Annotated in this window: 23 protein-coding genes and 1 tRNA gene; 15 read left to right on the top strand and 9 right to left on the bottom strand. The window is 76.0% G+C overall.

Annotation, left to right across the window (positions count from 1 at the left end):
- Positions 1-119 precede the first annotated feature (119 nt).
- From pcaG to MTO91_RS06260, 3 genes are read right to left on the bottom strand one after another with little or no spacing between them, the layout of a single operon-like run.
- A complete protein-coding gene (gene pcaG, locus MTO91_RS06270; protein WP_346102234.1) occupies positions 120-674 on the bottom strand; it encodes a protocatechuate 3,4-dioxygenase subunit alpha in 555 nt (184 codons plus the stop codon).
- Positions 671-1,369, bottom strand: coding sequence for a protocatechuate 3,4-dioxygenase subunit beta (pcaH, locus tag MTO91_RS06265; protein WP_405418900.1), 699 nt, complete (start codon positions 1,367-1,369; stop codon positions 671-673). Before pcaH ends, pcaG begins: the two co-directional genes overlap by 4 nt.
- A 29-nt stretch (positions 1,370-1,398) precedes the next feature.
- On the bottom strand, positions 1,399-2,622 hold the full coding sequence (locus MTO91_RS06260; RefSeq protein WP_476654017.1) for a 4-hydroxybenzoate 3-monooxygenase: 1,224 nt from the start codon (positions 2,620-2,622) through the stop codon (positions 1,399-1,401).
- Positions 2,623-2,691: 69 nt separating this feature from the next.
- On the opposite strand from MTO91_RS06260, the gene MTO91_RS06255 reads away from it, so the two are divergent.
- Complete coding sequence (locus MTO91_RS06255; RefSeq protein WP_208821458.1) at positions 2,692-3,450, top strand: IclR family transcriptional regulator; 759 nt, start codon at positions 2,692-2,694, stop codon at positions 3,448-3,450.
- Between the two features lie 57 nt (positions 3,451-3,507).
- The gene (locus tag MTO91_RS06250) at positions 3,508-4,635 is read left to right on the top strand and encodes an epoxide hydrolase family protein (protein ID WP_476654016.1); all 1,128 of its coding nucleotides are present in this window, start codon (positions 3,508-3,510) and stop codon (positions 4,633-4,635) included.
- 4 nt (positions 4,636-4,639) lie between these two features.
- On the opposite strand, the gene MTO91_RS06245 is transcribed toward MTO91_RS06250, so the two are convergent.
- A complete protein-coding gene (locus MTO91_RS06245) occupies positions 4,640-5,869 on the bottom strand; it encodes an FIST signal transduction protein (protein ID WP_405418903.1) in 1,230 nt (409 codons plus the stop codon).
- A gap of 75 nt (positions 5,870-5,944) precedes the next feature.
- The gene (locus MTO91_RS06240; protein WP_062404275.1) at positions 5,945-6,253 is read right to left on the bottom strand and encodes a S24/S26 family peptidase; all 309 of its coding nucleotides are present in this window, start codon (positions 6,251-6,253) and stop codon (positions 5,945-5,947) included.
- 112 nt (positions 6,254-6,365) lie between these two features.
- Between MTO91_RS06240 and sodN the strand changes: the two genes are divergently transcribed.
- The 6 genes from sodN to MTO91_RS06210 all read left to right on the top strand — a co-directional run bounded on the left by sodN (position 6,366) and on the right by MTO91_RS06210 (position 9,761).
- Positions 6,366-6,773, top strand: a complete 408-nt coding sequence (sodN, locus tag MTO91_RS06235; protein WP_062400785.1) for a superoxide dismutase, Ni — start codon at positions 6,366-6,368, stop codon at positions 6,771-6,773.
- A gap of 124 nt (positions 6,774-6,897) precedes the next feature.
- On the top strand, positions 6,898-7,230 hold the full coding sequence (locus MTO91_RS06230) for an ArsR/SmtB family transcription factor (protein WP_208821471.1): 333 nt from the start codon (positions 6,898-6,900) through the stop codon (positions 7,228-7,230).
- Entirely contained in the window at positions 7,227-7,712 is a 486-nt protein-coding gene (locus MTO91_RS06225) for an SRPBCC family protein (RefSeq protein ID WP_476654015.1), read from the top strand. Before MTO91_RS06230 ends, MTO91_RS06225 begins: the two co-directional genes overlap by 4 nt.
- A gap of 28 nt (positions 7,713-7,740) precedes the next feature.
- Positions 7,741-8,274: a P-loop nucleotide/nucleoside kinase family protein gene (locus MTO91_RS06220; protein ID WP_476654014.1), complete on the top strand. Its 534-nt coding sequence runs from the start codon at positions 7,741-7,743 to the stop codon at positions 8,272-8,274.
- A gap of 77 nt (positions 8,275-8,351) precedes the next feature.
- Entirely contained in the window at positions 8,352-8,906 is a 555-nt protein-coding gene (locus tag MTO91_RS06215) for a DUF1697 domain-containing protein (protein WP_476654013.1), read from the top strand.
- Positions 8,907-9,161: 255 nt separating this feature from the next.
- The gene (locus MTO91_RS06210; protein ID WP_405418909.1) at positions 9,162-9,761 is read left to right on the top strand and encodes a superoxide dismutase; all 600 of its coding nucleotides are present in this window, start codon (positions 9,162-9,164) and stop codon (positions 9,759-9,761) included.
- Positions 9,762-9,818: 57 nt separating this feature from the next.
- Here MTO91_RS06210 and MTO91_RS06205 read toward each other — a convergent pair whose 3' ends face one another.
- Positions 9,819-11,111 (bottom strand): competence/damage-inducible protein A, encoded by a 1,293-nt coding sequence (locus MTO91_RS06205; RefSeq protein ID WP_073575509.1) that lies wholly within the window; start codon positions 11,109-11,111, stop codon positions 9,819-9,821.
- Positions 11,112-11,516: 405 nt separating this feature from the next.
- Between MTO91_RS06205 and MTO91_RS06200 the strand changes: the two genes are divergently transcribed.
- Positions 11,517-12,962: a glycosyltransferase family 2 protein gene (locus MTO91_RS06200; RefSeq protein ID WP_476654012.1), complete on the top strand. Its 1,446-nt coding sequence runs from the start codon at positions 11,517-11,519 to the stop codon at positions 12,960-12,962.
- A 43-nt stretch (positions 12,963-13,005) separates the two neighbouring features.
- Here the strand turns inward: MTO91_RS06200 and MTO91_RS06195 are convergent, their stop codons facing one another.
- Positions 13,006-13,482: an acyl-CoA thioesterase gene (locus MTO91_RS06195; RefSeq protein WP_476654011.1), complete on the bottom strand. Its 477-nt coding sequence runs from the start codon at positions 13,480-13,482 to the stop codon at positions 13,006-13,008.
- 248 nt (positions 13,483-13,730) lie between these two features.
- Between MTO91_RS06195 and MTO91_RS06190 the strand changes: the two genes are divergently transcribed.
- The 3 genes from MTO91_RS06190 (at position 13,731) to MTO91_RS06180 (ending at position 15,519) form a co-directional block, all read left to right on the top strand.
- Entirely contained in the window at positions 13,731-14,123 is a 393-nt protein-coding gene (locus tag MTO91_RS06190; RefSeq protein WP_043280132.1) for an STAS domain-containing protein, read from the top strand.
- A 6-nt stretch (positions 14,124-14,129) separates the two neighbouring features.
- Positions 14,130-14,222, top strand: a tRNA-Sec gene (locus tag MTO91_RS06185).
- A gap of 43 nt (positions 14,223-14,265) precedes the next feature.
- Positions 14,266-15,519 carry an amidase gene (locus MTO91_RS06180; RefSeq protein ID WP_476654010.1) on the top strand — a complete coding sequence of 418 codons (1,254 nt, stop codon included), beginning with the start codon at positions 14,266-14,268 and terminating at the stop codon, positions 15,517-15,519.
- Positions 15,520-15,532: 13 nt separating this feature from the next.
- Here MTO91_RS06180 and cds1 read toward each other — a convergent pair whose 3' ends face one another.
- On the bottom strand, positions 15,533-16,633 hold the full coding sequence (gene cds1 / locus MTO91_RS06175) for an L-cysteine desulfhydrase Cds1 (RefSeq protein WP_476654009.1): 1,101 nt from the start codon (positions 16,631-16,633) through the stop codon (positions 15,533-15,535).
- 21 nt (positions 16,634-16,654) lie between these two features.
- Positions 16,655-17,689, bottom strand: coding sequence for a selenide, water dikinase SelD (gene selD / locus MTO91_RS06170; protein WP_476654008.1), 1,035 nt, complete (start codon positions 17,687-17,689; stop codon positions 16,655-16,657).
- A gap of 184 nt (positions 17,690-17,873) precedes the next feature.
- Here selD and MTO91_RS06165 point away from each other — a divergent pair, with 184 nt between their 5' ends.
- From MTO91_RS06165 to MTO91_RS06155, 3 genes are all read left to right on the top strand, one after another.
- On the top strand, positions 17,874-18,734 hold the full coding sequence (locus tag MTO91_RS06165) for a hypothetical protein (RefSeq protein WP_476654007.1): 861 nt from the start codon (positions 17,874-17,876) through the stop codon (positions 18,732-18,734).
- 69 nt (positions 18,735-18,803) lie between these two features.
- Complete coding sequence (selA, locus tag MTO91_RS06160) at positions 18,804-20,135, top strand: L-seryl-tRNA(Sec) selenium transferase (RefSeq protein ID WP_476654006.1); 1,332 nt, start codon at positions 18,804-18,806, stop codon at positions 20,133-20,135.
- Positions 20,136-20,138: 3 nt separating this feature from the next.
- Entirely contained in the window at positions 20,139-21,959 is a 1,821-nt protein-coding gene (locus MTO91_RS06155; protein ID WP_476654005.1) for a SelB domain-containing protein, read from the top strand.
- Positions 21,960-21,964 lie beyond the last annotated feature (5 nt).

The raw sequence follows: 21,964 nt of genomic DNA, 5'->3' as shown, positions 1-21,964 counted from the left end.
CCGCCCCTGCTGGGTAGATCTTCGCAGGAGTACCCCCGACGGATCACCGGGAATCAACCGGACGCGTCACACCTCCACGGTGTGATGCCCCGGGCGGGTGCGCGCGCGGCCGGGCACCGTCACAGAGCGAGGAACACCGTCTCCCCCTCGCCGCGCAGGCGGATGTCGAACCGGTACCGGCCCGGGCCCTCCGCCACGGCGACGAGCGTGTGCCGGCGCGCCTCCGGGACCGCCGCGAGCAGCGGGTCGGTGGCGTGGGCGTCGGCGTGCTCGGGGAAGTAGATGCGGGTGACGACGCGGTCGAGCAGGCCGCGGGCGAACACCGAGACGTCGATGTGCGGGGCCTCGTCCGGCAGGGCCCCGGGCAGGACGGTGCGGACCTGCCAGCGGCCGTCGTCGTCGGTGGGGCAGCGACCGAAGCCGCGGAAGCCCTCCACCGTGGACTTCGCCGCGCCGCGCGGGTCGTCGGGGTGGTCGAAGCGCCCGTCCGGATCCGCCTGCCAGGTCTCGACCAGCGCGTCGGGCACGAGCGCGCCGGTGCCGTCGACCACGGTCCCGCCGACGAGGACGGCGCCCGGCGTGCCGTCGGGCACGACGTCCGGGCCGTCCGGCCAGGGCAGCCCCAGCGACAGGTACGGGCCGACGGTCTGGGTGGGGGTCAGCGGCAGGCTCATGCGTGGGGCTCCTCGAACGGGGTGGCGCCGCGGCCGCGCAGCACGATGTCGAAGCGGAAGGCCAGTGCCCACTCGGGGCGGGTCGCGTCGAGGTCGAAGGTGGACACCAGCCGCCCGCGGGCCTCCTCCGGCGTCGCGTTGTAGATCGGGTCCTGGCCGAACAGCGGGTCGTCCGGGAAGTACATCTGGGTGACCAGCCGCTGGGTGAAGGCACGCCCGAACAGCGAGAAGTGGATGTGGGCGGGCCGCCAGGCGTTGTGGTGGTTGCCCCACGGGTAGGCGCCGGGCTTGATCGTGGTGAACGAGTAGTTGCCCTGCGCGTCGGTGAGGACCCGGCCGCCGCCGGTGAAGTTCGGGTCGAGCGGCGCCGGCCAGTTGTCCCAGCGGTGGGCGTAGCGGCCCGCGGCGTTGGCCTGCCAGACCTCGACGAGGGTGTCCGGCACGGGGCGGCCGTCGGAGTCGAGCACCCGCCCGGCGACGACGATCCGCTGGCCGAGCGCCTCACCGCCGGCGCCGACGGTGAGGTCGTCGTCGCCGGGGCGGACCGGGCCGGTGAGCAGCGGGCCGGTGATCTCGGTGAGGCGCTGGGGCAGGATCACCGGCTGCTCGGACGGCGCCCGCAGCGCGGTGCTGCGGTAGTCCGGTGAGAGCAGCGGTGCGTGGGTCCCGGCCGGGACGGGGGTGTAGCCCTGCATCGGCGGTCCTTCCTCGTGGTGGGTGGGATCTAGACGGCACCGTGCGGGAGGCCGACGTAGTTCTCGGCGAGGCTCGTCGCGGCGGCGCGGGAGGTCACGCTGTAGCGCAGCTGGGAGCGCTGCAGGCCGACGCCGAACGCGTCGCCGCCCTCGGTGGCGGGGTCGAAGCGGTGGAGCATCGAGGTCATGAACCAGGAGAAGTGCTCGGCCCGCCAGACCCGGCGCAGGCAGGTGTCGGAGTAGGAGTCGAGGCCGCCTGTGTCGCCGTCGCGCAGCGCGCGCACGACCGCGTCGGCGAGCACCCGGACGTCGGCGATGGCGAGGTTCATGCCCTTCGCCCCGGTGGGCGGGACGATGTGCGCGGCGTCGCCGGCGAGGAACAGCCGTCCGCGGCGCATCGGGGAGGCGACCATGCTGCGCATCGGGGTGACCGAGGGCTTCTCGAGGAACTCGCCCTCGTTCATCGTGAAGCCCTCGCAGGCCAGGCGGGTGTGCAGGGCGTCCCAGATGCGGGCGTCGGACCAGTCGGCCGACCTGGTGTCGTTCGGGACCTGGACGTAGAGCCGGGTCACCTCGGGGCTGCGCATCGAGTAGAGCGCGAAGCCGTCGTCGTGGTGGGCGTAGACGAGCTCGTCGGTGGTGGGCGCGGCCTTCGCGAGCACCCCGAGCCAGGAGAACGGGTAGACCCGCTCGGCGATGTCCGGTGCCACCAGCGGGCGGGAGACGCCGTGGAAGCCGTCGCAGCCGGCGATCACGTCGCAGCGCAGGACGTGCTCGGCGCCGTCGGCGTCGGCGTAGGTGACCGACGGGGCGTCGGTGTCGACGTCGTGCAGGGCGACGCCGGAGACGCCGAACTCGACCGGCAGGCCCGCGTCGTCGACGCGGTCGGCGAGCAGGTCCTTCACGACCTCCTGCTGGCCGTAGACGGTGATCCCGGTGCCGACGAGGTCGGCGAAGTCGATCCGGTGGTCGGCGGCCGGGGCGCCGGGGGCCTCGGCGAAGCGCAGCGAGATGCCGGTGTGCGGCATGCCCTCGCGGTCCAGCCGTCCGGCGACGCCCATCCCGCGCAGCAGCTCGACCGTGGGCGCCTCCAGCACCCCGGCGCGGACCCGGGCCTCGACGTAGGCGCGGTCGCGGGCCTCCAGCACGACCGAGTCGACACCGGCCAGCGCCAGCAGTTTCGCCAGCACGAGCCCGGCGGGGCCCGCCCCGACGATGCCGACCTGGGTCCGGGACTCGCGTCGCTGCGTCATGGGAGTCACCTTCCCGTTCCCGGCACGGCCGTTCGACCGAGCTTCCGCTCTACGGAAGAATGCCCGGTCATGACGACGCGTCCGGTCCGCTCGGGGGTCACCGCGCGGGTGCTGGACGTGCTGGGCGCGTTCAGCGCGAAGGACCCGGTGCTCGGGCTGACCGACATCGCCCGGCGCACCGGGCTCCCGCTGACGACGGTGCACAGGATCGCCGGTGAGCTCGCCGCGGGCGGGGCGCTGGACCGCGGCGACGACGGCCGCTACCGGATCGGGCTGCGGCTCTGGGAGATCGCGCACCTGGCCCCGGCCAGCCACGGGCTGCGGGAGGCCGCGATGCCGTTCCTGGAGGACCTGCACGAGGTCACCCGGCACAACGTGCAGCTCGCCGTCCTCGACCCCGACGACGCCGGCGAGGTCGTCTACGTCGAGCGCCTGTCCAGCCGCGACGCCGTCTCGATCGTCACCCGGACCGGGTCGCGGCTGCCGTCGACGGCGACCGGGGTCGGGCTGGTGCTGCTCGCCCACGCCGACCCGGCCGCGGTCGAGGCCGTGCTGGCCCGCCCGATCCGCCGGTTCACCCCGTTCACGGTGTGCCGCGCCGACGGTGTCCGGGCGCTGCTCGCCCAGGCCCGCACCGGTGGGTTCGTGGTGTCCGACCGGCAGATCGAGGAGGTGTCGATGTCGGTGGCCGCCCCGGTGCGCAGCGGGGACGGTCCGGTGGTCGCCGGGCTGTCGATCGTCGTGCCGGCCGCGACGAACCCGCACACCCTGGTGCCCGCGGTGCGCGCGGCGGCCCGTGGGATCAGCCGGGCGCTCGCCGCATCGTGATCGTTCCGATGCCGTGACCGGTACGCCCGCCGTGGCGTTCCGTGCCACCGTGACGACGTGCGTGACTTCCGGATCGAGATCCCCGACGCCGAGCTGGACGACCTGCGTGAGCGGCTCGCCCGCACCCGCTGGCCGAACCCGGCGACCGTCGACGGCTGGTCCCAGGGCGTCCCGCTGGACTACGCCCGCGAGCTGTGCGAGTACTGGCGCACCCGCTACGACTGGCGCCGCGTCGAGGCCGAGATCAACGCGTGGCCGCAGTTCCGCACCGGCCTCGACGGCGGCGGCGACGACTCGGTCGAGATCCACGTGCTGCACGCCCGCTCGAAGCACCCGGACGCGATGCCGCTGCTGCTCACCCACGGCTGGCCGGGCTCGCTGGTCGAGTTCCTCGGCGTGCTGCCCGCGCTGACCGATCCCGAGGACCCCGCCGACGCCTTCCACGTCGTCGTGCCGACGCTGCCCGGGTTCGGGTTCTCCGGCAAGCCCACGACGACCGGGTGGGGGGTCGAGCGGATCGCCGTCGCCTGGGCGCAGCTGATGGACCGGCTCGGCTACGAGCGCTTCGCCGCGCAGGGCGGCGACTGGGGCTCGATGATCACCTCGGCGCTGGGGACCGCGGCCCCGGAGATGCTGTACGGCATCCACCTGACGATGGCGCTGGCGCCCAAGCCCGACGACGCCGCCGGGCTCACCGCGCAGGAGAAGGCCGACATCCGCTTCTCCAAGGAGTTCTCCCGCTACGGCTCCGGCTACTCCGCCGAGCAGTCCACCCGTCCGCAGACCGTCGGCTACGGGCTCGCCGACTCCCCCGCCGCGCAGTGCACGTGGATCGTGGAGAAGTTCTGGGACTGGACCGACTGCGCGGGCCACCCGGAGAACGTGATCAGCCGGGACCGGCTGCTGGACAACGTCATGCAGTACTGGCTGGGCTCGGCCGGCGCGTCGTCGGCGCGGATCTACTGGGAGAGCTTCGCCCGCCGCCGCCTCGACGACGTCGAGGTCCCGACCGGCGTCGCCCAGTTCCCGCACGAGATGGTCAAGCTCCCCCGGTCCTGGCTGGAGCGCCGCTACACCGACCTGCGCTGGTTCTCGCGTCCCGACGTCGGCGGGCACTTCCCGTCGCTGGAGCAGCCCGAGTCCTTCGTCGACGAGGTGCGGGGGTTCTTCCGCACCCTGCGCTGAGGTCTCAGACCACCAGCACGGACGCGGTGAACGCGTGCAGGTGGTTGCCCGGCCCGACCGGTCCGATCTCCCCGGCGGCGAAGAAGCCGGCCACCCGGGGGCCGGCCGCGTCGCCGGATCCGCCCGCGTGCGGGTCGAGGCCGACGCGCACGGCGTGCACGTCGTGGTCGGCGTCGCCGAACATGCCGGCGCCGCGGCCGTTGCAGGAGAACAGCAGCGCGCCCGCGACCGGCGCGGTGTGGCGCACCGGGGCGAGCAGCTCGTGCAGGTCCTGGGCGGCGCCCGCGGCGTCGCGGACCTGGAAGCGCACGGTGGTGCCGATCTCGACGACGTCGCCCGCGACGACGGCACCGTCGCCGACGTCGACGGCCAGCACCGCGCGGACCAGGAAGTCCCCACGGTCGTGGGACTCGGCGTACTCGTCGACCGCGACGCCCAGGTGCAGCCCGGTCAGCGCCTGCTGCTGCTCCTCGGGCGGCAGCGCGGTGACGATCTCGCGCAGCCGCTGGGCCGCGGGCCGCCCGGCGAGCTCGGCGATCCGGTTCCGCTCGGCGCGGGTGACGACCATCGGCGGCCCGATCGGGCGGCATCCCTGACTGACGACGACCCGCGCGTCGGACGTGCCGCCGAGCAGCACCCCGACCGCGCCGCCGTGGTGCACGGTGCCGCCGGCGAACAGCCGGCCGGCCCCGGGACCGCCGGGGCCGCTCGCCAGGCCGCCGATCACCGGGAAGCCCGGGTTCGTCGACGCGAGCCGGTCCAGCACCCCGCTGACCGGGAACGTGAACGGGTCGGCGAGCAGGACGGCGACGCGGTCGTCCTCGGCGGGCGGGACCAGGCCGCGCACGCCGATCGCGTCGCGGCCGTCCGGTCCGGCGCCGGGGCGGCGCTCGGCGACCGGGAAGATCGTCCGGACCCGGGTGCCGGGCAGCGACGCCGCCCAGACGGCGACGGCGGGCTCGCCCTCGACACCGCGTCCGTCGGCCATCACGCCGTGCGCGGTGGTCCCGATCGTCGCGCCGGGCGCGGCGAGCTCCATCACCCGCAGCCCCGCGGCCTCGACCTCCTCGACCGGCGCGGCCGCCCCCGCACCGGGGCAGACGAAGAACACCACGAGGTCGGGGACGACGCCGAGCGCGGCCAGCGCCTGCCCCGTCGCGACCTCCGCGGCGCCGACGAGATCCGGCCCGACGGCCAGCCCGTCCCCGACCTGCACACCCTCACCGGCACCCACGACCCCGACGCTACGTCAGCCCACGGCTCCGGCACCGGTTCGGGACCGTGTGGGACGCCGGGTCCCGTGCGGGGCTCAGTGGCGGGGTCCGGGCACCCGGCCGGGGCGGGGCCAGAGGCGGTGGCGGGCGACGGCGTGGACGGAGGCAGGGCCCAGGGTGGCCGAGTCCGTGGAACCGAACGGGTTGTCGCCGCGGACGTGCCAGCCGTCGCCGTCGGGGTGCACGGCCCGCTTCACCGACAGCTGTCCGGGGCGGGACGCCCAGGTCACGAGGACGACGTCGCCGGACCGGACGGGCGCGCCGAACCGGACCAGCACGACGTCGCCGTCGGACAGGGCCGGGGACATCGACGGCCCCCGCACCGTCACCCTCCGCAGGCGCATCGCGGACTCCCTCCAGAGTGGATCTCTCGCGGCGGTGGTCGTCCTGCCCGACCACCGCCGCGAGGGTAGGGTCGCCGGTGCCAGAACGATCACCCCACCAGGGAGGACACTCATGCGGCTGTCCCGCATTCTCCGTCCGCGACTGGAGGCCACCGCGCACTGCGACCTCCCCTGCGGCGTGTACGACCCGGCCCAGGCCCGGATCGAGGCCGAGTCGGTCAAGGCGATCCAGGAGAAGTACCAGGGCAACGAGGACGTGGACTTCCGGGCCCGCGCCATCGAGATCAAGGAGCAGCGCTCCGACCTGGTCAAGCACCACCTGTGGGTGCTCTGGACCGACTACTTCAAGCCGCCGCACTTCGAGAAGTACCCGGAGCTGCACGAGCTGTTCAACAAGGCCACCAAGGCCGCCGGCGCGTCGGGCACCAAGGGCTCGAACGACCCGGCCACCGGCCAGGAGCTGCTCGACTACATCGCCCAGATCGACAAGATCTTCTGGGAGACCAAGCAGGCTGCCTGATCACAGGCCCTGAGACGGCGCTGACCAGCGGGAACCTTTCCCCGTGGTCAGCGCCGTCGTCGTTTCCGGGCCACGGCGGGTATATGCCTTGACCGGCATATACCCGCCATGGCATGTTCAGCGGGTGCGTGACTCCTTCGACGTCCTGGCGGACCCGACGAGACGAGCGATCCTGGACCGGCTGCGGACGCCGCAGGGCTGCGTCGTCGGAGAGCTCGTGACCGCGCTGGAGCTGAACCAGACCGCGGTGTCGAAGCACCTGCGCGTGCTGCGTCACATGGGCATGGTCGACGTCGTCGTCGAGTCCCAGCGCCGTCGCTACGTCCTCCGGGCGGACGCGCTGGCCGAGATCGAGACCTGGCTCGCGCCGCATCGCGCCTTCTGGGAGGAACGACTCGACGCCCTGGGCGCACACCTCGACTCCCTCGACAGCCCCCACGGAGAGGAACCATCGTGAGCATCCAGGTCACCGTCGATCCCGACGGCCCGGTCCTGCGCTTCGCGCGCCGCTATCCGCATCCGATCGAGAAGGTCTGGGCCGCACTGACCGAACCCGCCCAGATGAGCCGCTGGTTCCCCTGCGAGGTGCAGGCAGAGATGCGCGTCGGGGGAACGATCACGCTGACCTTCGAGGACGGCGAGCAGGACCACGCCGAGATCACCGAGCTCGAGCCACCGACGGCGTTCGGGTTCACCTGGGCCGACGAGAGGCTGCGCTGGACCCTCGAACCCGACGGCGACGGTTGCGTGCTGCGTCTCGGCAACACCGTGCTCGACCCCCGCTGGTCGGCGAACACCGCCGCCGGGTGGGACCGCTGCTTCGAGGCACTCGCCGCACACCTCGGCGGGAGCGACCCCGGCACCACGACGGGACCCGACGAGGCCCTCGTCGCGCACTACCGTGCGGTGCTCGGGCCAGGAGCCCCGGCACCTCGGTGAGTCCGGACCCCGGCCCTACGGTGCCCGCGTGATCGTCTGGCTGAACGGCGGGTTCGGAGCGGGCAAGACGACCCTGGCCGCCGAGCTGCACCGCCGCCTCCCGGACGCGGTCGTGTACGACCCCGAGGACGTCGGCCTGATGCTCTCGAAGTGGCTCCCGCCGAACGAGGACTTCCAGGACCTGCCGAGCTGGCGGGAGCTGGTCGTCGCGACGGCCCTGTCGCTGCGCAGGCACCACGCGCGGACACTGATCGTGCCGATGTCGCTCCTGCGCGACGGCTACCGGACGGAGATCCTCGACGGCCTGGCCGCCGCGGGCGAGGAGGTCCTGCACGTCTTCCTGGACACCGCCCCCGAGGTGCTGCGGGACCGGCTCCGCGCCCGTACGCCGCCACCTGGCGACCACCGACCGGACGGGTCGGCCCTCGACTGGGCCCTGAGCCGACTGGACCCGGCCGCCGCGGGCCGGCAGCCGGCGGGGACCCTCGTCCTGCGCTCGGACCGGCTCACCCCGACGGAGCCGGCCGACACCGTGCTGGCCGCCGCCGACCGTCCGTCGTGAGGGCCGGGAGATCCGCGCACGATCCGGCCTCGGCCTTCACCCTTCCGACCGCCGCGTAGCCGCGGCACCATTCCGGCGTGCGTACCCACGTCGCGCTGCTGCGCGGGATCAACGTCGGCGGCCACGGGAAGGTCCCGATGGCCGACCTGCGCCGGGTGCTCGGCGGGCGCGGCTGCGCCGACGTCGTCACCCACATCCAGTCCGGCAACGTCGCCCTGACCAGCCCCGCGGGCGTCGACGAGGTCGCCGCCACGGTCGCCGCGGCGCTGGTCGAGGAGTTCGGCGTCGAGCGCCCGGTGGTCGTGTTCGGCCGCGACGACTACCTCGCCGCGGTGGCCGCGAACCCGTACCCGGAGGTCACCGCCCCGAAGCAGCTGCACGCCCTGTTCCGGGCCGGCCCGGTGTCCGACGACGACCGCGAGCGGATCGTGGCCGCGCTGGCGGCCGAGCGGGCGAAGGGCGGACGGGGCGACGCCGTCGCCCGCGGGCGGGTGGTCTGGCTGCACCTGCCCGACGGGCTGGGACGCAGCGAGCTCGCCACCCGGCTGGCCGCCCGGACGAGGGCCGGCGACCAGGGCGGGACGATGCGGAACCGGGCGACCGTGGTGAAGCTGGCCGAGCTCCTGGGCTGAGCCGGACACGCGACGGCACCGCGGCCGCGTCCGGTCGGACGTGACGCACGGCGCCGTCGACGGCGGACTCGAGCTGCCAGAACGATCCCCACCGCGTCGCCCGCATTTCTGCAAGTGACTTGCAGAAGAGTACATGTGGCGAATCGCTGCGTCCATGCGTGCGCGTCGCCCGTCGCGGGTAGGCAGCAGTTGCTACATAGTGGCAAATGACCGCGCGTGGCATCCCGCCGCGCATCCCCGACGAGGAGAGGCCCCATGGCCGAGTACACACTTCCGGACCTGCCCTACGACTACTCCGCGCTCGCCCCGCACATCGCGCCCGAGATCATGGAGCTGCACCACTCCAAGCACCACAACACCTACGTCCAGGGCCTCAACACCACCCTCGACAAGCTCGCCGAGGCCCGCGACAAGAACGACTTCGGCGCCATCGTCGGACTCGAGAAGACCCTCGCGTTCAACCTCGGCGGCCACGTCAACCACTCCGCCTTCTGGAACAACCTCTCCCCCGACGGCGGCGACAAGCCCACCGGCGACCTCGCCGCCGCCATCGACGCCGACTTCGGCTCCTTCGACGGCTTCCAGGCCCACTTCACCGCCGCCGCCACCACCATCCAGGGCTCCGGCTGGGCCGTCCTCGGCCACGACCGGCTCGGCGACCGCCTGCTCATCCACCAGCTCTACGACCAGCAGTCCCAGCTCCCCGCCGGCCAGACCCCCATCGTCCTGCTCGACATGTGGGAGCACGCCTTCTACCTGCAGTACAAGAACGTCAAGCCCGACTACGTCAAGGCCTGGTGGAACGTCGTCAACTGGGCCGACGCCGCCGAGCGGTTCGCCGCCGCGAAGGGCTGAGCCTCCCCGCACCGCGACCGCGCCCCGCCCGGGAGCCCCGGGCGGGGCGTCGTGCCCTCAGCGGTGCGCGCCCGGCCCTGTGACGCCGGTGGCGCGCAGCAGCAGGTGCATCGCCAGGTCGACCGAACGCTCGCGGACGTCGGCTCGCCCGCCGGGCAGCTGCGGGTCGCGCGCGATGACCTGGCCGTCGGCGGTGGTCACGCAGAAGCAGACGTAGCCGACGGGCTTGGCCTCGGTACCGCCGCCGGGTCCCGCGACGCCGGTGACACCGACGCCGACGTCCGCCCCGAACCTCGCCCGCGCACCGTCCGCCAGTGCCCGCGCGACCTCCGGCGACACGGCCCCGTGCGCCTCGATGAGCGCGGCGGGGACGTCGAGCAGCGCGGTCTTGGCCTCGTTCGAGTACGCGACCACGCCCCCGGCGACGTAGGCCGACGACCCGGCCCGGTCGACGAGCCGCCCGGCCAGCAGCCCGCCGGTGCAGGACTCGCCGGTCGCGACCGTCCAGCCCTTCGTGGCCAGCGCCGCGGCGAGCAGCTCGTCGGTGGTGCTGCCGTCGTCGCTGATGAGTGCGCGGCGGTGGCGGTCGACGATGCGGGCGGCCAGCTCGCGAGCCACGGGCTCGGCGCCGGGCAGCGGGTGCAGGTCGACCTCCAGCTCCGAGCGTCGCAGGCAGGTGGTCACCTCCACCCCGGACATGTCGAGCTCGGCCTCCAGGACGCGCAGCGTCTCGGCGATCTCGGACTCCGGCAGCCCGGCGAAGCGCAGGAGCGTGGCCTCCGCACGGGGCACCCGGGTCAGCAGCTCCGCCACGGGCGCCGACTCCAGCGCGGCGGGCCACATGCCCTGCAGCTCGCGCGGGGGCCCCGGCAGCACGACGACCAGCGGCCCACCCGGTCGCGTCACGGCCAGCCCCGGCGCGGTCCCGACCGGCTCGAGGACGCTCGCGCCGCGCGGCACCCTGGCCTGTTTGGCCGTCGCCGCGTCGAGCGCGGGCCCGGCCCAGCCGGCGCGGCTCGCCCAGCCGGCGACCCGGTCGTGGATCCGGCCCTGCAGCGCGGTGTCGACCTCCATCTCCGCGCCCGCGAACCCGGCGACGACCTCGGCGGTCAGGTCGTCGGCGGTCGGCCCGAGCCCGCCCGAGGTGACGACGAGGTCGTCGGAGGCGACGAACTCCAGCGCCGAGCGCAGGTCCTCCGGGCGGTCCCCCACCAGCAGGACCCGCGATACGGCGAAGCCGAGCTCGCCGAGGGAGCGGGCGACGAAGGGACCGTTGGCGTCGGTGACGTGGCCGGTGAGCAGCTCGCTCCCGGTGACCAGGACCGACGCGGTGGGACGGGACTCGCTCATGATCCGAACCTACCCGCGCCGGAAGGTCCGCACCCCGCCGCGCACGGGGTCACCATCGGTGCAGGTCCGGGGCGTCGGGACGCCGTCCGGTGTGGACCTGCCACTCGTTCGGGTGACGATGGTGCACGACACGCCCGGAACCGGACCACTCCGGCGTGTCGTCGCATCGCGAATGCCGCTCGTCGTGCCCCCGGACGGCCGCGGGCAACCGCCCCGCGCGGCCGCCGTCGTCACCCGTACGGCGCACGATCGGACGGTACGGCTCCGACCTGCGCCGACGCCGTCCGTCGCACCACATCCGGTGAACTCCGCGACCGCGCACACGCACGGTGTCCGTTTTCCGGCAACCGCGCACTCTCAGTGTGACCACAGCGGGCATACCCGACACTGTGTCCCATGTCAGGGATGTCTGCGCCGAACGACGCCGCGACCTGGGTCGGTGAGCTGGACCGGCTCGGCCCGCTGCGTGATCTGCGGGTCGACCCGGCGTTCCACGCCGCCCGTCTGCTCGTCACCGTCGGTGGCACGCCGCACGGTCAGGTGACCGTGCCGCTGCGTGGCGGTCGCGCCACGATCGCGGAGCTGCGGTCCGCACTGATCACCCTGGGGTCGCCCGAGCGGGTGGTCCCGGCTCCGGTCGCGGGCGACCCCGTGACGGTGGTGATCGCGACCCGCAACCGGCCCGAGTCGCTGGCCCGCTGCCTGCGCGCGGTCCTCGCCTCCGACCACCCGGCACTGTCGGTCGTCGTCGTCGACAACGACCCGCCGGACGAGCTCACCCGCGACGCCGTCGCCGCCGCCGGGTCCCCGCGGGTCCGCTACGTGCGCGAGCCCCGCCGGGGCGCGTCGGTCGGGCGCAACCGGGGCCTGGCCGAGGCCCGCACCGAGATCGTCGCCTTCACCGACGACGACACCGAGGTCGACCCCGCCTGGGCCTCGCGCATCGCCGGCGCCTTCGCCGCGGACCCCGAACTCGCCTGCGTCTCCGGCCCGGTACTGGCCGCCCGCCTGGGCAGCCCCGAGGAGCGCGCCGCCGACGTCGCCCTGGCCTGGAACAAGGGCTTCACCCCACGCCGGTTCACCCTCGCCGAGCCCCCCGCGGACTCCCCGATCTTCCCGTTCGCACCCGGCCTGTTCGGCATCGGCGCCAACCTCGCCGTGCGGGCCGGGGCCGCCCGCGCCGTCGGCGGCTTCGACGAGGCCATGGGCCCGGGCACCCCCACCCACGGCGGCGAGGACTGCGAGTTCCTGGTCCGCATGATCCTGGCCGGCAACGTCCTCGGCTACGCCCCGGGCGCCTACCTGTGGCACCACCACCGACCCGACCAGGCCGCGCTGCGCAAGCAGATGGAGGGCTACGCCGTCGGGCTGGGCAGCTTCCTGGCGAAGGTGGCGCTGTCGCCGCAGGGCCGGTCGGTCGCGCTGCGCCGGCTCCCGGCGGCGGTCGCCCGGCTGCGCCACATCTCCGACCGCGAGGCAGGCGCCGGCGTGGCGATGCCCGCCGACGCCGACCAGACGCGCAACCGGGGTCTGCTGAACGGCCCGCGGGCCTACCTCCGGTCGCGCCGCGCGGTGCGGCGGGCCGGCGGAGCGGTGCCGCCGCTGATCGGGCCGGCGCGGGCCGGGACGACCGCCCCGCACAAGATCCTGGCGACCGGCGGCCACCCGGCCGTCACCCCCGCCCGGCCGCACGGCACCGGCGGGTACCCGGCCGTCGCCCCGGCCCGGTCCCAGGGCACCGGGGGCCACCCGGCCGCCACCCCCGGGCGGCCGCAGGACACCGGCGGGTACCGGCCCGTCCCCGCCCGCACCGGCGGCCCGTACGGCGCCGGCCCCGCCCGGCGCGGCTGAGCCGCCGCGGGTCCGTGGCGACGCCCCGCCGCCACGGCCCGCGTCAGGACGTGGTGACGTCCGGACCCGGCCCCAGCAGGGCCGGGTCCGACGACGCGGCGACGAGCCTGCCGTGCGGGTCGGCGACCAGCCGTCGCGTCGTGGTGTCGAGGACCCCGAGGGTGCACTCCACCTCGGCCGCGAGATCGTCCGTCCGGTCCCCGTCGGCCGCGGCCACCCGGACGATCCGGTGACTCATCGTGAACGGCTTGCGCGACGTGAACGCGATCACCGAGTCGATCCGCAGCTCGTCCCCGGCGCGCAGCTCGGCCCGGAAGTGCACCGTCGTCGAGAGCAGCACGATCGTCAGGCCGTGTGCGCCGAGCGCGTGCTGGGACAGCCCGGCGGCACGGAAGTGCTCCATCCGGGCGTGCTCGCCGTACTGATGGTAGACGGCATGGTTGACGTGCCCGTTCACGTCCATCTCGTAGCTGCGGACAGCGATCCGGACCCCGAACGGCGGAGACTGCTCGACGCTCATGGTCCACACCCTGCCAGCCGGGCCGGACCACCCCGGGCAGCGCGCCCGACCGTGTCCCGGGACGTTTGTGCCACCTGCGACCGCGGTCGTAGGGTGGGTGACCGCGCTGACTAGGCTGGTGCGGAGGCAGCACGAGCGGTACGTCAAGCAACGGCGGCCGGTTGTCACTCACGGTGACGTCGATGGCGCGTCCGGGAACGGACACGAGCACGGCGCCGACGGCGACGACTCGCGAGGGAGCACGACACATGAGCAGTGAGACGCCCACCGGGGTGGGGGGAGACCAGGGCCCCGACGTCGGCGAGGTCGTCCGCTTCGAGGTGACCGAGCACGGTGACGGCGCCGTCGTCGTCGGAGTGCACGGCGAGATCGACACGATGACCGCGCCCGTGCTGAGCGAACGACTCGCCGAGCGGATCGGCTCCGCGAGCCTGCTCGTGGTGGACCTGACCCGGGTCACGTTCCTCGGGTCGGCCGGGCTGGCGGCGCTCGTCGAGGGCAAGGAGAAGGCGGAGAACGCCGGCAGCCGGCTGCGGCTGGTCTGCGGCTCGCACGCCGTCACCCGCGCGCTCGAGGCGACCAACCTGATGTCCCTGTTCGACGTGGCCGACGGCGTGCCGGAGGCACTCCGCACGGCCTGACGACCCGGAGGCGTATGGGTGCCTGGTGGCCCCCGCGGTCTTCAACACCGACGTGGCCGAGCATCTCGGCCAGGCGGGTTCGATTCCCGTCCGCCTCCGCCGACCACCACCCCCGACGACCGGGACGACGAGCCCCACCGCGATGAGCATCCTGCACCTGGACGAGCTGTCCCCCACCTCGGGTGACGGCCCGTCCGGTGTGCCGGAGCTCGCGGCCGCGGTACGCGAGGGGCGGCTGAGCGCGGCCACCGTCGCCGAGCGGCTCCTCGCCACCCCCGACGGCGCGGTCCCCGTGGGCGCCGGGCTGGTGGTGGACCCCGCGCCGCTGCGCGCGGCCGCCGCGGCGCTCGACCGGCGCACCGACCGGTTCGCCCTGCCGCTGGCCGGGGTCCCGGTGGTGGTCGAGGACGGCATCTCCGTGGCCGGGCGCGGGGACGAGATCGTGCGCAGGCTGCGGGCCGCGGGAGCACTCGTCGCAGGGCGGGCGCGGACCGCCGAGCACGAGGTGGGCCTCGACGCCACCCCGGGTGGCCGGGCCACCGCGACCGTGGTCGCCTCCGGCGTCGTCCCGCTCGGGATCGGTGTCGACGGCGACGGCACGCTGCGCTGCGCCGCCGCCGCCCACGGGATCGCCGCGCTCAAGCCGGGCCGCCGGGTGCTCCCGCTGCCCGACGCCGCCGAGCGACGCTGGTGCGGGCTGGCCGAGCCCACCCTGCTCGCCGGGCGCGCGGAGGACCTCACCGCGGTGCTCGACGCGCTCTCGCGCGGCACCGGCGGGCCGCCCGCGCCGTCGTCGGTGCTGCGGCTCACCACCCCCGCCGGCGCCGGCGCCGGTCCGGCCGCGGCGCCCGTCTCCTCGCTGGCCGCGTCGCTGCGCACCGGCCGCACCCGGCTCGCCGGGCCGGACTCCGCGTCCGCGGTGCACGCGGCGATCCGGCTGCTGCAGGACGCCGGGCTGGGCCTCGTCGCGGCCGACCCGCCGTACCGGGCCGTGCTGGTCGTGCACTCGGCCCGCCGCCGTCAGGCCGGGCTCGCCCGCCGGGTCGAGGACCTCGGCCTCGACCCCGCCGAGCTGCCGCGCAGCGCCCGCAGCCTGGTCCGGCGCGGCCGCCGCGTCCGACGCCTGGGCGGGCTGCGTCCCGCGACCCCCGCGTCGTGGCGGCAGCGGATGGTCGCCTGGCTCGACGACGCCGGCGCCGAGGCCGGTCTGCTGCCTGCCCCGCCCGGTGCGTCCGGGGCCGGGTCCACCGGGATGGCCGCGTGGAACCTGGCCGGGCTGCCGTCACTGGTCGCGCCGGTGCACCGGCCGGGGGAGCACGGCTGCGTGCAGCTCGTGGGCCGGCCCGGGTCGGAGCGGCGGCTGCTCGCGACCGCCGCCCTGCTCGCCGGGGAATGATCCCCGGCCCGGCTCAGTCCGCGGGCGGGGACCAGACCCCGGTCGCGACGAACCGGTCGAGGGTCTCCGCGTAGGGCGCCAGGTCCATCCCCTGGGCGGCGACCCAGGCGTCGTCGTAGTAGCTGTGGCGGTAGCGCTCGCCGCCGTCGCACAGCAGGGTCACGACGCTGCCCGCGCGTCCGGCGCGGAGCATCTCCGCGACGACCTGGTAGACGCCCCACAGGTTGGTACCGGTCGACCCGCCCGCCCACCGGCCGGTGCGGTCGCGCAGGTGCCGGGCGGCGGCGACGCTGGCCGCGTCGGGCACCGGGACCATCCGGTCGATCACCGACGGGACGAAGCTCGGCTCCATCCGGGGCCGCCCGATCCCCTCGATCCGCGACGCCGCCCCGGTCGCGTACGACGGGTCCCCCGCCGTCCAGCCGGGCAGGAACGCCGACCCCTCCGGGTCGACGACGGCCAGCCGGGTCGCGAGCCGCCGGTAGCGCAGGTAGCGGCCGATCGTGGCCGAGGTGCCCCCGGTCCCGGCCCCGACGACGATCCACTCCGGCACCGGGTGCGGCTCCTCGGCCAGCTGGGCCAGGATCGACTCGGCGATGTTGTTGTTGCCGCGCCAGTCGGTCGCGCGCTCGGCGTAGGTGAACTGGTCGAGGTAGTGCCCGCCGGTGTCCGCGGCGAGCCGCTCGGCCTCGGCGTAGACCTCGCCGCCGTGGTCGACGAAGTGGCAGCGTCCGCCCTCCCGCTCGATCAGCGCGATCTTCTCCGGGCTGGTCGAGCGCGGCATGACGGCCACGAACGGCACCCCGAGCAGCCGGGCGAAGTACGCCTCGGAGACCGCCGTCGACCCGGAGCTGGCCTCGACGACCGTGGTGCCCTCGGTGATCCAGCCCGACGCGAGCGCGTAGAGGAACAGCGACCGGGCCAGCCGGTGCTTGAGGCTGCCGGTGGGGTGCACCGACTCGTCCTTGAGGTAGACCTGCACGCCCCACTCGGCGGGCAGGTCCAGCACGTGCAGGTGCGTGTCGGCGGAACGGTTCGCGTCGGCCTGGACGCGGCGCATCGCCTCGTCGACCCAGGCGCGGGTACGGGCACAGGAACGGTCGACGGGCTGCACGCCCCCGACCCTAGATCGGGCTCAGAGCCGGACCAGCCCGGTCCCCTCGGTCACGGTGCCGATCCGGGCCGCGTCGTGCCCGCGCCCGCGCAGCCACGCGACGGCGGCGTCGCCGCGGCCGGGGGCGGCGCCGAACAGCAGCCCGCCGGAGGTCTGGGCGTCGGACAGGACCAGGAGGTCCTCCTCGCCCGCGGAGCCCGCGACGACCCGGTCGTCGATCCAGGCGCGGTTGCGCAGCGTGCCGCCGGGGACGACGCCGTCGGCCACCAGCTCCCGCACCCCGCCGAGCAGCGGCACCGCGGCGACGTCGACGTGGGCGTCCACCCCCGAGGCGACGGTCATCTTCGTCAGGTGCCCGAGCAGGCCGTAGCCGGTGACGTCGGTGCAGCCGGTGGCGCCCGCCTCGCGGGCGGCCGTCGCGGCGTCGGCGTTCGGGGTGGTCATGACGGCGACGGCGGCGTCGACGTCCGCGGCCACCCCGCGTTTCACCGCGGTGGTGGTCACGCCGATCCCGAGCGGCTTGGTCAGCACCAGCTCGTCACCCGGGCGCAGCCCGGCGTTGGTCAGGACCCGGTCCGGGTGGACCTCCCCCACCACCGCGAGGCCGTACTTCGGCTCCGGGTCGTCGATCGTGTGCCCGCCGACGACGGCGAACCCGCACCGCCGCCCCACCCCGGCGCCGCCCTCCAGAACGGCGGCCAGCACGTCCGGCCCGAGCTGCTCGGACGGCCAGCAGACCAGGTTCAGCGCGAACAGCGGGGTGCCGCCCATGGCGTAGACGTCGGAGACGGCGTTGGTGGCGGCGATCGCGCCCCAGGTCCCCGGGTCGTCGACGATCGGGGTGAAGAAGTCGGTGGTCGCGACCAGCGCACGGTCCGCGGACAGCCGCCAGACCGCGGCGTCGTCGCCGGTGTCGGTGCCGACCAGCAGGTCCGGATGGGACGGGGGCGTGACCGCCGCCAGGACCTCCCCCAGCTGGGCCGGTCCGAGCTTGCAGCCGCAGCCCGCGCCGTGGCTGAACTCGGTGAGACGACGGACGACACCGGTGTCGGACATGCCCCCATCCTGGCAGCGTCGCTCCGTGATCGCCCGCGTCACACACCGTCGACCGCCGGACCGCCGCCGTCCGCCGAACGGGGGCTGTCGGGCTGCGCCGGGGACACGGAGACTGACGCACCGTGAACAGCTGCACGGGGGGTACGACGAGGTGACCGACGGTGTCACGGATACCGGCGCCGAGGTGACGGCCGAGGACGTACGCGACGACGAGACGACCCGCTCCGGGGACGCGGTCCCCCCGGCCGGGCCCGTTCCCGACGCCGTGCTCCCTCCGACGACGGCCGCCGGACTGCCGCAGCGCGCCCCGCGCGGCGGCGACGGCGCCCGCAGCGTCGAGCACACCGTCGAGGACCTGGTGGGCCGCCTCGCCGCGGCCGAGCACGCCCGCGACGCCGCCGAGCGCCGGGCCGAGGCACTCGCCGCCGCCCTCGAGGACGCCCGGTCCCGGCCCGCGGAGACCTTCGGCATGCGCGCGGACAAGGTGCTGCGGATGGCCGAGCACGAGGCCGCGATGCGCCGACGCACCGCCGAGACCGAGGCCGCGCAGCTGGTGGACGCCGCCCGCGACGAGGCCGCCCGGATCGTCGACGACGCCCGCGCGGAGGTCGACCGGCTGCGTGCGGCCGGGGTGGCCGCGCGGCGGGACAGCGAGCTCGTCGCGGACACCGCGGCGTCGATGCACGCCCACGTGTCCGCGCTGCGCTCCTCGGTGCGCGAGGAGATCGCCCGGCTGCACGGGATGCTGGGGTCCGAGCTCGGCAGGCTCGACGCGCCCGCCCGGGCCGCGCGCGGCGCCGACCAGGGCGAGCGTGTCCGGCGCCCGGTGGGCGGCCCGGCGCACGCCCTGCGGACCGGGGAGACGCCCGGGGCCGACGGGTCCCCCGTCGCCGACCCCGCCGTGGTCGAGGACCACGACGAGGAGGCCGTCGACCTCCCGGCGGTGGTGCTGCCCGAGCAGCGGGAGCCGGAGCCGCCGGCCGATGTGGCCCCGGCGACCGGCACCGCCGCCACCACCGAGGGCAGCGGGCAGCGGACGTCCTGACCCCGGGCCCCGGAGCGCGACGGCGCGGAGCACGGGACAGCACGGTGTGACGGGGGTTACGGTGCGCCGGTGACCCACGTCGAGCCCGACCCGCGCCGGCGTGTCCCCCGGACCGACGTCGTCCTGGCCGACCCGGCACTGGCCGGGGCCGCCGCGCGGCTCGGCCGGCCGCGGGTCAAACGCGCCGTCGTCGCGGCGCAGCAGGACGCGCGGGCGGGCCGGATCGCCCCCGAGGAGGTCGCCGCCGTCGCCGGGGCGTCGCTGCCCGCCGCCGCGACCGGGATCCGGGCGGTCCTCAACGCGAGCGGCGTCCTGCTGCACACCAACCTGGGCCGGGCGCCGCTGTCGGCCGCCGCCGTCGACGCGCTGGGGGTGGCCGCGGGCACCTGCGACGTCGAGCTGGACCTGGCGACCGGGCGCCGCGGGCCGCGCGGCACGGACGCGCTGGCCGCGCTGCGCGACGCCGTCCCGGGTGCGGGGGCGGCCTGGGTGGCGAACAACGGCGCCGCCGCCCTCGCGCTGGTCTGCGCCGCCCTCGCCGGGACCGGCCGCGAGGTCGTGGTCTCCCGGGGCCAGCTCGTCGAGATCGGCGACGGCTTCCGCATCCCCGAGCTGATCGAGTCCACCGGGGCCCGGCTCCGCCCGGTCGGCACCACCAACCGCACCCACCTGCGCGACTACGCCGGCGCGATCGGCCCGGACACCGCGTTCGTGCTGGTGGTGCACCCGTCGAACTTCGTGGTGACGGGGTTCGTCTCGGCCGTCGGGGTCCGGGAGCTGGCCGGACTGGGGCCACCGGTCGTCGTCGACATCGGGTCCGGGCTGCTGACCCCGCACCCGCTGCTGCCCGACGAGCCCGACGCCGCGGGCACCCTCGCCGACGGCGCCGACCTCGTCACCGCCTCCGGGGACAAGCTCCTCGGCGGACCGCAGGCCGGTCTGCTCCTCGGCGGCGGGGACCGCGGCGCCGCCCTGGTCGAGCGGGTGCGGCGCTTCCCGCTGGCCCGGGCGATGCGCGTCGACAAGCTGACCCTCGCGGCGCTGGAGGCGTCGGTGGCCGGTCCGCCGACGCCCGTCCGGGAGTTCCTCGACGTCGACCCGGCCGCGCTGCGGGCGCGGGCCGACACGCTCGCCGCGGCCCTGGCCGCCGACGGGATCGACGCGACCGCGACGGACACCGTCGCCGGGGTCGGCGGGGGCGGCGCACCCGGGGTGGAGCTGCCCAGCGCCGCGGTCGCGCTGCCCGAGCGGTACGCGGCCGCACTGCGTGCCGGTGACCCGCCGGTGCTGGGCCGGGTCGCCGACGGGCGCTGCCTGCTCGACCTGCGGGCGCTGCCGCCGTCGGCGGACGCGGCGCTGGCCGGGGCCGTGCGCGCGGTGCCCGTGCCTCCGGAGGACTGAGCCGTGCACGTCCTCTGCACCGCGGGCCACGTCGACCACGGCAAGTCCACGCTGGTCCGGGCGCTGACCGGGATGGAACCCGACCGGTACGCCGAGGAACGCCGCCGCGGGATGACCATCGACCTGGGCTTCGCGTGGACCGAGGTGCCGGGGGCGGGCACGGTCGCCTTCGTCGACGTCCCCGGGCACGAACGCTTCGTCGCCACGATGCTCGCCGGGGCCGGTCCGGTCCCGGCGGCGCTGTTCGTCGTCGCCGCGGACGAGGGCTGGATGCCGCAGTCCGGGGAGCACGCCGACGCGCTCGCGGCCGCGGGCGTCACCGACGGACTGCTCGTGGTCACCCGCTCCGACCTGCTCGATCCCGAGCTGGCCCTCGACGACGCCCGCGCCGCGCTCGCCGCCCGCGGGCTCGGCGGCTGGTCCTCGGTCGCCGTCTCCGCCCGCACCGGCACCGGTCTCGACGCGCTGCGCGGCGCGCTGGCCGCGCTCACCGCACGGCTGCCCGCACCCGACCCGGACGGGCCGGTGCGGCTGTGGGTGGACCGGGCGTTCACCGTGCGCGGGGCCGGGACCGTCGTCACCGGCACGCTGCGCAGCGGCACCGTGCGCCCCGGCGACACCCTGGAGCTCGACGGCGGCGCCGGGCGGGCACCGGTGACCGTGCGCGGGGTGCAGGAGCTCGGCGAGCCGGTCGACGCCGCCGCCGCGGTCGCGCGGGTCGCGCTGAACCTGCGGGGCGTCCCCCGCGACCGGGTCGACCGCGGCGACGCGCTGCTCGGCCCGGGGGCGTGGCCGGTGACCGGGGAGGCCGACGCCCGGCTGCACGGGGTCGGCGGGCCGGTGCCGCTGCCGTCGTCGCCGGTCGGGCTGACCCTGCACGTCGGCTCGGCGGCCGTGCCGGTGCGGGTCCGCCCGCTCGGTCCCGGCCCGGCGGGCGGCGACCCGGTCGTGCGGCTGACCCCGGCACGGCCGCTGCCGCTGCGGATCGGGGACCGGGCGGTGCTGCGTGATCCGGGTGCCGGGCGGATCGTGGCCGGGGTGACGGTGCTGGACCCGGCACCGCCGCCGCTGCGCAGGCGCGGCGCGGCCCGCCGCCGGGCCGACGAGCTCGCGGGGGCCGGTGCCGTCCCCGACGCCGACGCCGAGCTCGCCCGGCGCGGCACCGTCCTGGCCGACGACCTGGTGCGCTGGGGCGTGCCCGCCGGCGAGGTGGCCGCGCTCGCGGCCCGGGTTCCCGGCGCGGCGGGCCGGTTGCTGCACCCGGCCACCGCCGCGTCGTCGGCCGCCGCACTGGCCGCCGCCGTCGCCGCGCACGACGCCGAGGACCCCCTCGACCCCGGGCTGCCGCTCGCCGCGGCCCGGCGCGCCGCGGGACTGCCGGACGTCGCGCTGGTGGAGGCTGTGCTGTCCGCCGTCGGCGGGTCCGGTCTCGTCCTGCGCGACGGGCGGGTGCGGGCCGCCGCGGACACCGGCCCGCCTGCGGCCCTGCGCGACGCCGCGGCCCGCGTGCGCGCCGACCTCGACGGGGCCCCGTTCGCCGCGCCGGGGGCGGCCCGGCTCGCGGAGCTGGGGCTCGGGCCGCGGGAGCTGGCGGTGCTCGACCGCGCCGGGGAGCTGCTGCGGGTGGCCCCGGAGGTCGTGCTCGGCCCCGACGCGCCGGAGCGGGCGGTCGCCGCGCTCGACGGGCTCGACGGCGCGTTCACCGTCTCCGCCGCGCGGGAGGTACTCGGGAGCAGCCGCCGCGTCGTCGTGCCGCTGCTGGAGCTGCTGGCCCGCAGGGGCCTCACGGTGCGGATGCCCGACGGGACACATCGCCTGCGCTGAGCGGG

This window comes from Pseudonocardia sp. 2-7, from assembly GCF_056341085.1.
This window is presented reverse-complemented; position numbering and strand designations above follow the sequence as displayed.

Coding starts and splice junctions, on each gene's coding strand:
- MTO91_RS06195 (WP_476654011.1), bottom strand. CDS start 13,482: ATGAGCGTCGAGCAGTCTCCGCCGTTCGGGGTCCGGATCGCTGTCCGC.
- MTO91_RS06255 (WP_208821458.1), top strand. CDS start 2,692: ATGACGACGCGTCCGGTCCGCTCGGGGGTCACCGCGCGGGTGCTGGAC.
- selD (WP_476654008.1), bottom strand. CDS start 17,689: ATGTCCGACACCGGTGTCGTCCGTCGTCTCACCGAGTTCAGCCACGGC.
- MTO91_RS06210 (WP_405418909.1), top strand. CDS start 9,162: ATGGCCGAGTACACACTTCCGGACCTGCCCTACGACTACTCCGCGCTC.
- pcaG (WP_346102234.1), bottom strand. CDS start 674: ATGAGCCTGCCGCTGACCCCCACCCAGACCGTCGGCCCGTACCTGTCG.
- MTO91_RS06260 (WP_476654017.1), bottom strand. CDS start 2,622: ATGACGCAGCGACGCGAGTCCCGGACCCAGGTCGGCATCGTCGGGGCG.
- MTO91_RS06205 (WP_073575509.1), bottom strand. CDS start 11,111: ATGAGCGAGTCCCGTCCCACCGCGTCGGTCCTGGTCACCGGGAGCGAG.
- MTO91_RS06200 (WP_476654012.1), top strand. CDS start 11,517: ATGTCTGCGCCGAACGACGCCGCGACCTGGGTCGGTGAGCTGGACCGG.
- MTO91_RS06180 (WP_476654010.1), top strand. CDS start 14,266: ATGAGCATCCTGCACCTGGACGAGCTGTCCCCCACCTCGGGTGACGGC.
- pcaH (WP_405418900.1), bottom strand. CDS start 1,369: ATGCAGGGCTACACCCCCGTCCCGGCCGGGACCCACGCACCGCTGCTC.
- MTO91_RS06240 (WP_062404275.1), bottom strand. CDS start 6,253: ATGCGCCTGCGGAGGGTGACGGTGCGGGGGCCGTCGATGTCCCCGGCC.
- MTO91_RS06190 (WP_043280132.1), top strand. CDS start 13,731: ATGAGCAGTGAGACGCCCACCGGGGTGGGGGGAGACCAGGGCCCCGAC.
- sodN (WP_062400785.1), top strand. CDS start 6,366: ATGCGGCTGTCCCGCATTCTCCGTCCGCGACTGGAGGCCACCGCGCAC.